Origin of the sequence: Massilia aurea, from assembly GCF_014200505.1 — a bacterium.
Taxonomy (GTDB): Bacteria; Pseudomonadota; Gammaproteobacteria; order Burkholderiales; family Burkholderiaceae_D; genus Telluria; species Telluria aurea_B.
In genome coordinates this window covers 1-4,581 of sequence record NZ_JACHBX010000012.1, presented here as the reverse complement: position 1 = coordinate 4,581, position 4,581 = coordinate 1, and the positions used below count along the sequence as shown (strand labels likewise).

4 protein-coding genes are annotated in these 4,581 nt (G+C 54.0%); all 4 read right to left on the bottom strand.

Annotated elements, in window-relative coordinates:
* A partial coding sequence (locus tag HD842_RS23800) for a type VI secretion system Vgr family protein (RefSeq protein ID WP_308638755.1) occupies positions 1–932 on the bottom strand: 932 nt, incomplete at its 3' end.
* A 79-nt stretch (positions 933–1,011) separates the two neighbouring features.
* On the bottom strand, positions 1,012–1,977 hold the full coding sequence (locus HD842_RS23795) for a hypothetical protein (RefSeq protein WP_183558786.1): 966 nt from the start codon (positions 1,975–1,977) through the stop codon (positions 1,012–1,014).
* A gap of 155 nt (positions 1,978–2,132) precedes the next feature.
* Complete coding sequence (locus HD842_RS23790) at positions 2,133–4,253, bottom strand: T6SS phospholipase effector Tle1-like catalytic domain-containing protein (RefSeq protein ID WP_183558783.1); 2,121 nt, start codon at positions 4,251–4,253, stop codon at positions 2,133–2,135.
* Positions 4,250–4,581 (bottom strand): hypothetical protein (locus HD842_RS23900; RefSeq protein ID WP_221290848.1); only part of this gene is annotated, 332 nt, incomplete at its 5' end. The genes HD842_RS23790 and HD842_RS23900, both read right to left, overlap by 4 nt.

Below are 4,581 nucleotides of genomic sequence, written 5' to 3'. Positions count from 1 at the left end.
CCGAGGCGGTCGCAGTGGATTTCATCGGCGCCGCTCGCGCTCGCGCCGCCGCCGGGCCCGACCACGATCGCGCTCTGGCTGCCGTGGGCGGTTGGCTTCGGGTGGTGACGCAAGCCGTTTTCACCGACCACCGGACGCCACGGGATATCGGCCGCGATGGCATCGACCAGATTGGCGTAGCCACTGGTGCTGGCCTGGGCGATGACGGCGGCCAGTTCGGGATCCTGCTCGGGCAGTGTCTGTTCGAGCAATTCGGGGATCGGCCCGAACAATTCTGCGAGTCCCTCTTTGGCGGGCTTGGGCAGGTTGTTGACGCCCACGCTCACGACGCGCAGCGCGACATACGCCGGTTCGGCATCGTCGCCGGCGCCGGCGCCGGCTTGCAGCGGCCCTTGCGTCAGGCTGAAACGGGTGCCGGCGCGCAGCGTGCGCACGGTCGAGCGGGCCTGCCACAGGTGGCGGCGCGCTTCGTTGGCCTGCATCTGCAACAGCGCATAGCGGCGCGCCTGGGCGCCGTCAGCGTAGAAGTATTGGCCGGGCGTATCAAAGCTTTCCAGCAGCGGCGCGTTAGGACCGCCCACGGCGCCCGCGGCCGGTACGCTGGCGGCCACGGCTTTCTTGGCCTTGTAGTCGTAACTGAGGACGGTGGAGAGGCCCACACGCAGGCTGCGCCGTGCGCGCAGCGATTGCACGCTGTCGTGCGCTTCGCCGGCGCGCGCGCCATGAAAGCGAATGCCGCCGCCGGCGCTGCTGCTGGCGTCTTCGGGCGTCGCGCTGGCCTGGCTGCTGTCGCCAAACAGCACCACGCCGTGGCCCTCCTCCGTCTCTTCGATGCGCCAGCTCAGGCCTTCTTCGGTCAGCAGCCGCGTGACGAAATCGAGGTCGGATTCGCGGTACTGGCAGCAATAGCTGCGCGTGCCGGCAGCGGCCATGAAGGCTGCCGTTTCATCGCTCCAGCGCCAGACGGCGTGCGGTGCGTATTCCTGGCTATAAGTCTTAATGTGATAGATCTTAAATTCTCTTGAACTTTCCAGACTCGAGCAGTTGATAACGTTTTTTACCATCTTCACCAAAGCACGCGAATGTTTCGTCTATCACACACCCCTCATTCACCTGATCGGTGACCTTTCCACCTTTAATTGCCAAATATACACCCGGCATGGTGTCGCGCTCTTCATTACCACCCTCCAAATCATTTACACGCACTATCAAGACGTCTTTTAGAGGCGGCAGGACGACGAAAACGGGATGTAATTTGCTGGCAAACGGAGGCGCGTAGTCTTCCGCATCGCGGGCCCCACCTTTCCTGTAATTGTGGGCACCGATCAATTTCGCCAACCAGTCAGCATCCTTATTTAACGCAACATACGGATAATAGACCGGTGCACACTTTGCGGTCGCCGACGGGATGCCTGCCGCGCGGGGGATCAATCCCTGACATAGATTAGCGTAATTCGCAGGACTGAACGGCAGCTGGCTCAGTTTTCGGCCACACAGCATGGCATGTAAAACAACCGACTGCGTTGGACTATCATCAGTCCTCACGTAAGTATAAAAAGCGGAACCTGCAAATGGAACCAACAATTTATTACCGCTCAATAAGAAATCAAACATCGGGTCGTTACAGTCCGCATCAACATCGGCTTTGAAGTAATCCTTGCTACCTAATATCGAGAGAGAAAAATTCTTGTTCAGATATTTTTCCAAAGCCGCTTCATTGACATCCTCTTTCAGTAAAGACTGAAATGGAGCCGAATACAAGTATCGCCCCTTACTTAATTCAACAAAACATATCGGCGAAAAAGCAGCACGATTGTTCACGATCTGAATTACCGGAACCGTTGCTTTCGAGACATTCATCTGACCGAAGTACTCACCTCCTTTTTCGTAACGCCAAGTTCCATTAAGATCGGCCGCAAAGGCATTCGTCGCCAACGACATAGCGAAGAGGCAGATAGAGCGGGCAAGGATCCCCATTGATTTTTTTTGGTGAGGTCAGCGTAGAAGTATTGGCCGGGCGTATCAAAGCTTTCCAGCAGCGGCGCGTTGGTAGCGCCCATGGCGCCCGCGGTCGGTACGCTGGTGGCCACGGCTTTCTTGGCCTTGTAGTCGTAACTGAGCACGGTGGACGCTCACGCCGCTCGCGGTGACGGGTTGGCAGTACTGGCAGGAGCGTCCTGGGTACTCGCATGCATCTGGCGCTCTTTATGCTCAGGAAGCCAATTCGACAACAAACGCTTGTCACTGCCACCGTAGATTCGCCGAAAGCGGAAATAGCCGGCACGAGCTCGACCGTAAGGCTCCCGGCCCTCAACGATGTACCGAGGAAGCGCCTGAAGCAGGTCGTAGTCTTCTGCAGCCATCCGCGCATTGGTCGGTAAACCGTAGTCAGGAGGGCCTTCAAAATCACCACTGCGGGCATTGCGTGCGTAACGCTGCTTGGCAAATTTGAGTTGTTTCGACCACTTTCTTACTAGTGCAAGCGCGTCCACTTCGTTATCCGGACCACTTAGTTTAAAGGCAGCGCGCGAATCATGGACGTATTCGTCAAAAAACTGCAGCACGGATTCAGAGGGCACTAGCAGCGGCCAGTGACCTTTCAACTCTTCCCACTCAAGATCAGCTGATCCCTTGAATCCAGGCTCCTGCTTTACAGCAATCTGATCGCTGCGATCTGCGAGCCATTGTCGAAAGTCACGCAATTCTTGATCGAACTCTTTATTGGATGAGTCAAGGTCATTCTGGTCAAACGTGCTTGCTCGTAAAAAATTGGGCATTTGACGGAGAGGTGTCTGTCCGTCACTACGCCGTACATAGCGCCATTTCATCTGCAGGATTGCCTGCTCGCGCATGATGTCGGTGATCGAACCGGTCTTCAGCGTGCATGCATTGAGATATGCGTTAAAGTCCATGATAGTTTTCGGCATAATTGCAAACCGCTTTTTAACCACGTCTTCAGCTAATTCCAGCTTGAGAGGCACTCCAGCTAGCCTGGCCTGTTTATACATGTACAGTAATGGCAGGCGAGACAACATGTCCACGCCGTCAGGATCCGTTCCTTTCCCTTGCTCTTTTGGCATATATCCGCCACCGACATCCGAATGTACACCCGGGAAGACAATTTCTTCAGCCTGGGCCGGTATGGCAAAGTCAACTGCGACTGAGTCCAGCGGAAAACTCCGGCGAAGATCATGCGCGGCAACCAAGTGCACACAGCTTTTCACAGAAGCGGGAACCCTGAGACTATCTTCGGCGTCGGCCCAGCCATCATGTCCGTGAGCATTTGCAAGCAACTTTAGATTAACGATCTTCAAATCTGCGAAGGTGGCAGCTCTGCCGACCGAAGCGACAGTATCAAACACGCCCAAGAAGTCGAACACGACAGGAAAGCCGCCCAGGCTTAAACCGCACTCTCCGCGAATCTCTGCGTCCAGTTGGCATAAGGAATCGAGCCAGTTTGCGAAAGCACGGGCTTTCGCCGCTCCGCGTGAAAATCCGAACATGGATATGAAAATGGTTCCAACAATGCCTGGGTCCTTCTTGGGTGGCACTGAACAACCAGGTTTTTTCCAATGCTGTGAAACACTAGCATGCAGACGCAGCAATAGTTTCTCAAACTCGATTCGCGGCGCTTTGATCAGGTTATTTTTCTCGTCATCAGGTTGGCCTACCCGTCTCATTTCATGTCTTGCTTCTTTTGACAATTCCAAGCGAGTGGCTATTGCGGTTGCTTCGTCAGACGAGATCAAATCGCTCTTGTTAAAAAAACGGTTCACATTATTAATGGCCTGTACCAATGCCCACACAATACGCTCATTGGATTGCCGGCCGGCACCGCCTCCCAATGTCGCGTCAAAAAACCCTTCGCCGCTATCTTTTACTTGTTTAAATGGTGAGGCCACTCCAGGTACATAGACGCGAAAAAAGTTGTTGTAGCTTGAGGCGTTGTGTTTCCAATCTGTATCCTCTGGCAGCACGCCGGGTACACTTTCCCCTGGAAAGCAATCGTACAAGCGTGCAATGTTCGAGTGCGCCTTGGTGGCGTTGGCTTTGACGTAGTTATTTCGTGTTCCGTCAAAAAAGAACCCAAAGAAAAGATTCGTGTTACATGACGATTTTGGGTCTCCTAGCGGTGGCTGTTCACGCTTCTCAAGCTTCTCAATATCACGTAGCTCTCGTTCCGAAAAAAATAAAGTTTTTATATCCGCATGCTGAAAATTTTCATCCACATGAGGAGATAAGACAGCGGTCATGGCTTTGCTTTCAATATTGTTTGAAGTCTCAATTCAGAACGTTCCAGCCCTTCCACATACTCTTTCTTTAAATACGCTGCGAATGCCGGATCGTCTGATCCGGTGAATGCCGAAATTTCCGGATCGCGTTTCTTCTTTTGGTACTCCCACGACTCTCGAAGCTCCTGCTGTGGGTTGCTTTTAAGCTTAGATAGAAGACTTTCATAAAGGTCAACATTGCCTTGCGCTGAATCCCGATATAACTCCCACCGTTCACGCCTATACTCCAATGATGGCTCAGGCCATCCTTTCACTCGCCCCGGCCAGTCGGGGTGATCCGGCCGGACAT